Source organism: Arthrobacter sp. SO3 (assembly GCF_020532825.1).
GTDB lineage: Bacteria > Actinomycetota > Actinomycetes > Actinomycetales > Micrococcaceae > Arthrobacter.
Genome location: NZ_MQTS01000103.1, coordinates 1 through 4323, shown reverse-complemented (window position 1 = coordinate 4323; position 4323 = coordinate 1). Strand labels below are relative to the sequence as shown.

Sequence of the window (4323 nt, the reverse complement as noted above, 5' to 3'; positions counted from 1 at the left end):
CCTCCGAGGAACCCTCCGCACCCGAGCCAAGCCACACCCCAAGGCCAACTCCCACGCAGCCCGTCACCCCGCAGCCCGGGGCACCAGCCGAGCCAACTGGGCCCGCGGCCCCGCAGCCCGCCACGCCTGCTCCGGCCCAGCCGGCCGTGCCCGCGGCCCCCGTCCCGGGTGAGCCGGCCGCGGAGACGGCACCGGCCGCCGAAATCCCGGCCGGGACTCAGGCCCCAACCGAAACCCCGGCGGCGCCGTCGAACACGGCAGCCCCGTCGAGCACGGCGTCGGCCTCCCCGACAGCTCCGGGCGGCTCCGCAGCTGCGCCGGCCAAGCCCCGCTCCGGGAGCACTTCGATGGAGGCAACGTCAACGCGTGAGCCGTTCAAGGCGCCGCTGCTCGGACTGGGCATTGGCCTCGTCGTGCTGTCCGTGATCGCCGGCATCGTGGTGTTGCGGCTGCGCCGCGTCTGAAGTCCCGGCGGGGCGCTGCCGGGCACTCCGAATCCGGGGTGGAATCCCCATCGATGTGAAATTACGCACTTCTACGCGTTGTAGAAGTGCTTGATTTCGACTTAGCTGAGGCGAAGGGGCAGACTGGTATGCATGAGCCACACTTCTGCCGAAACTGTCACTAAAACCGAATCAGCAAGCGAAGAATCAGCCGAGCAGTTCTTCACGCTCTGGACGGTTTTCAAGCGCTCCGCCGACGTGGTCCGCGGCGGCGATGCTGCCGAAGACTTCGATGCCCTCACCGCGCGGCTGGCCGAGGCAGGTGTGGTCCACCGCGGCAGCTACGACGTGTCGGCGATGCGCGCGGATGCCGACATCATGGTCTGGCTGCATGGACCCCAGCCGGAGGCCCTCCAACGCGCCGTCCGGGACATCCGCCGCAGCAAGCTGTTCACCGGCACGGAGATCGCCTGGTCCGCCATGGGCGTGCACCGTGAGGCCGAGTTCGCCAAGAACCACACCCCTGCCTATTCCCGCGGCGTCGAACCGGCGGAGTGGCTCTGCGTCTACCCCTTTGTGCGCTCCTACGAGTGGTACCTGCTGCCCGACGCCGAACGCGGCGCGATGCTGCGCGACCACGGCCTGCTGGGCCGGGACTTCCCCCAGGTCATCTCCAACACCGTGTCCTCCTTCGCCCTCGGCGACTGGGAATGGATCCTCGGCCTGGAAGCCCCCGACCTCGTGGACCTCGTGGACCTGATGCGCCACCTCCGAGCCACGGAAGCCCGCCACCACGTCCGCGAAGAAATCCCGTTCTACACCGGCCGCCGGGTGAGCGCCGCCGAGATTGCCGAGGTCCTTTCATGAGCCCGCTGGATCCCCAGGAAACCGACACCGCCGATACCGGCCTCAACGAGGTCACCGAAGCCGGCCGGATGGCCCCTAAGGACTACGACGCCGTGCTCCTCGCCTCCTTCGGCGGCCCCGAGGGCCAGGATGATGTTCTTCCCTTCCTGCGGAACGTCACCCGCGGCCGCGGGATCCCGGACGAGCGGCTCGAAGAGGTCTCGCACCACTACCGCGCCAACGGCGGCATCAGCCCGATCAACCAGCAGAACCGCGAGCTCAAGGCCGGCATCGAAGCCGAACTCTCCGCCCGCGGGATCGAACTGCCGGTGTTCTGGGGCAACCGCAACTGGGCCCCGTACCTCCCGCAGACCCTCCAGGACATCTACGACGCCGGGCACCGCAAGGTCCTCATGGTCACCACAAGCGCGTATTCCTGCTACTCCAGCTGCCGCCAGTACCGCGAGGATATCGGCGTCGCGCTGACCGAGACCGGCCTCGACGGAAAGCTCGAAGTCGACAAGGTCCGCCAATACTTTGATCACCCCGGCTTCGTCGAGCCGTTCATTGAAGGCACCGCCGCCGGCCTCGCTGACGTCCGCGCCAAATTGGCCGCGGCCGGCGCCACGGACGCGCCGGTGCACATCCTGTTCGCCACGCATTCCATTCCCACCCGCGACGCCCAGGCGGCGGGCCGCTCCGAGGCCGAACCGCGCCACTTCGAGGAGGATTCCGCCTACGTCGCGCAGCACCTCGCCACCGGCACCGAAGTCATCCGCCGGGTGGCATCGGAGACCGGCGATACCGCACCCTGGTCCCTCGTCTACCAGTCCCGTTCCGGGGCCCCGCACGTGCCGTGGCTGGAACCGGACATCAACGACGCCATCGAGGAACTCGCCGGCCAGGGCGTCAAGGGCATCGTGATTGTGCCGCTGGGCTTCGTCAGCGACCACATGGAAGTTGTCTGGGACCTCGACACCGAAGCCCTGGAAACCTGCGCCAGGCTCGGCCTCGCCGCGAGCCGCGTCCCCACGCCCGGGACGCACCGCAAGTTCGTCGGCGGAATCGTGGACCTGATCTGTGAACGGACCGCCGCGAACAACATCGCCGGCCGGCCGCACCTGACCAAGCTCGGTCCGTGGTACGACGTCTGCCGCCCGGGCTGCTGCGCCAACTTCCGCGGCGAAAAACCCACCATTGCGGGCGCCGACACAACCATCGGCACCGGCCACGCCCCCTACCCGGCGGCCGCCACCGCCGGCACCTCCGCGCCGGCGGCGGGTCAGGAAGCACTGTGACCGTCCGGATCGGAACACGCGCCAGCAAACTGGCACTGACCCAGACCCAGCAGACCGCTGACCAGCTGGCCGCCGTCGGCGGATTCCCGGTCGAGCTGGTCCGCATCCGCACCGACGGCGATGTCCTCACCGGATCGCTGTCCCAGATGGGCGGCACCGGCGTTTTCGTCGCGGCCCTGCGTGACGCCCTGCTGCAGGACACGTGCGACGTGGCCGTGCACTCGCTCAAGGACCTGCCCACCGGCCCGGCCCTCGGGCTGACGCTCGCGGCGACGCCGAAGCGCGTCGACGTCCGGGACGTGCTCTGTGCCCGGGACGGGCTCAAGCTCGCGGACCTGCCCACCGGCGCCACCGTGGGCACGGGTTCCCCGCGGCGCGCAGCCCAGCTCCGGGCGGCCCGCCCGGACCTGGACATCCGTGACATCCGCGGCAACGTGGACACACGGCTCGGCCGCGTCCCCGGGCTGCCGGGCAACAGCACCGACGCCGTCGTGGACGGCAAGAGCTGCGACCTCGACGCCGTGGTGCTCGCCGCCGCCGGACTGCACCGGATCGGCCGGCTCGACGCCGTCAGCGAGTTCCTTGAGCCTGAGGTCATGCTGCCCGCCGCCGGGCAGGGTTCCCTCGCGATCGAATGCCGCTCCGCCGATGCGCCGCGCAAGGCAGGATCCACCGAAGGCTCGCAGGGTGTGCTGGCCCAGGCCCTTGCCGCCCTCGACGACCCCGACACCCGGCTCGCCGTCACCGCCGAGCGGGCGCTCCTGGCCCGGCTGGAAGCCGGCTGCGCCGCGCCGGTGGGCGCCTACGCCTACCGCAAGGGCAGCCTGCTGCTCCTTGAAGCCGTGGTGTGCGCCGTCGACGGAACGGCCACCATCCGGGACAAGAAGGCCACGGACGGACTCACCGAGGTCGGGGCGACCCTGCTCGGAATTGAGCTCGCCGAAGTCCTGCTCGCCCAGGGTGCCGCCGACATCGCGGACCTGGCCGCATCCTGATCCGCGGAATTCTTCAGTTCATGGGACGGCACAGTGCCAGAAACGTCGATGCCGGCACCCCCACCCTGGACGTTACGGTCAAGGATGGACAGGGCGGCATGAGGGGGCCCGACGGCGCCCGCATCCTTGTCGCCCGCAGCCCTGACCGTGCGGCGGAGCTTGTCAGTGCCCTGCGCGCCGTCGGCGCAGAGCCGCTGCTGCTGCCGCTGATCGACTTCGAGGTCGCCAGCGACCAGCACTCCCTGGATGTCGCGTTTGATGCCCTGGGCGCCGGAGCATACAACTGGCTCGCGATCAGCAGCGTGACCACGGTCCAGGCCCTCGAGGCCAAGGCCGCCGAGCGTGGAACCACGCTCAGCGGCTGGCTCCCGGGCAGCCTCCTGGTGGCGACGATCGGGCCCGCAACGCGCCGTTTCCTCGAATCCCGGGGAGTCGCCGTCGACCTGGCACCCACGGGGCAGCAGTCCGGAGCGGGGCTGACCGACATCTGGCCCGAGCACCAGGGCAGCGTCCTCCTGCCGCAGGCGGACATCGCCGACCCCGGGCTCCGCCGGGGGCTGGAGGCCCGGGGCGCCTTCGTCCAGGCCGTGACTGCGTACCGCACCGTGGATTTCCCGGCCGACCCGGGCCGGAGCCTCGCCGCGTGCCACCCCGCCACGCCCGCCGGGCACAATGCAGCCCCGGGAACACCCCGGGACACCGGAGCCGCCGTGCTCACCCCGGCCCAGGCGAGGGCTGAAA

At 70.6% G+C, this 4323-nt stretch carries 4 protein-coding genes and 1 pseudogene; all 5 read left to right on the top strand.

Annotated features, from left to right (window positions below; translation table 11 throughout):
* Positions 1 to 464, top strand: a pseudogene (locus tag BJQ90_RS22505) (hypothetical protein); the annotation flags it as partial.
* A 132-nt stretch (positions 465 to 596) separates the two neighbouring features.
* Complete coding sequence (gene hemQ, locus BJQ90_RS10525) at positions 597 to 1310, top strand: hydrogen peroxide-dependent heme synthase (protein WP_226760236.1); 714 nt, start codon at positions 597 to 599, stop codon at positions 1308 to 1310.
* The gene (locus BJQ90_RS10520) at positions 1307 to 2587 is read left to right on the top strand and encodes a ferrochelatase (RefSeq protein WP_226760235.1); all 1281 of its coding nucleotides are present in this window, start codon (positions 1307 to 1309) and stop codon (positions 2585 to 2587) included. Before hemQ ends, BJQ90_RS10520 begins: the two co-directional genes overlap by 4 nt.
* Complete coding sequence (hemC, locus tag BJQ90_RS10515; RefSeq protein ID WP_226760234.1) at positions 2584 to 3582, top strand: hydroxymethylbilane synthase; 999 nt, start codon at positions 2584 to 2586, stop codon at positions 3580 to 3582. The genes BJQ90_RS10520 and hemC overlap by 4 nt, the downstream gene beginning before the upstream one ends.
* Positions 3583 to 3602: 20 nt before the next feature.
* Positions 3603 to 4323: uroporphyrinogen-III synthase (locus BJQ90_RS10510; protein ID WP_226760233.1), on the top strand; the 721-nt coding region annotated here is incomplete at its 3' end.

Excerpts from the sequence above, each read along its gene's own strand:
- BJQ90_RS10520 (WP_226760235.1), top strand. The coding sequence starts at position 1,307 with ATGAGCCCGCTGGATCCCCAGGAAACCGACACCGCCGATACCGGCCTC.
- hemQ (WP_226760236.1), top strand. The coding sequence starts at position 597 with ATGAGCCACACTTCTGCCGAAACTGTCACTAAAACCGAATCAGCAAGC.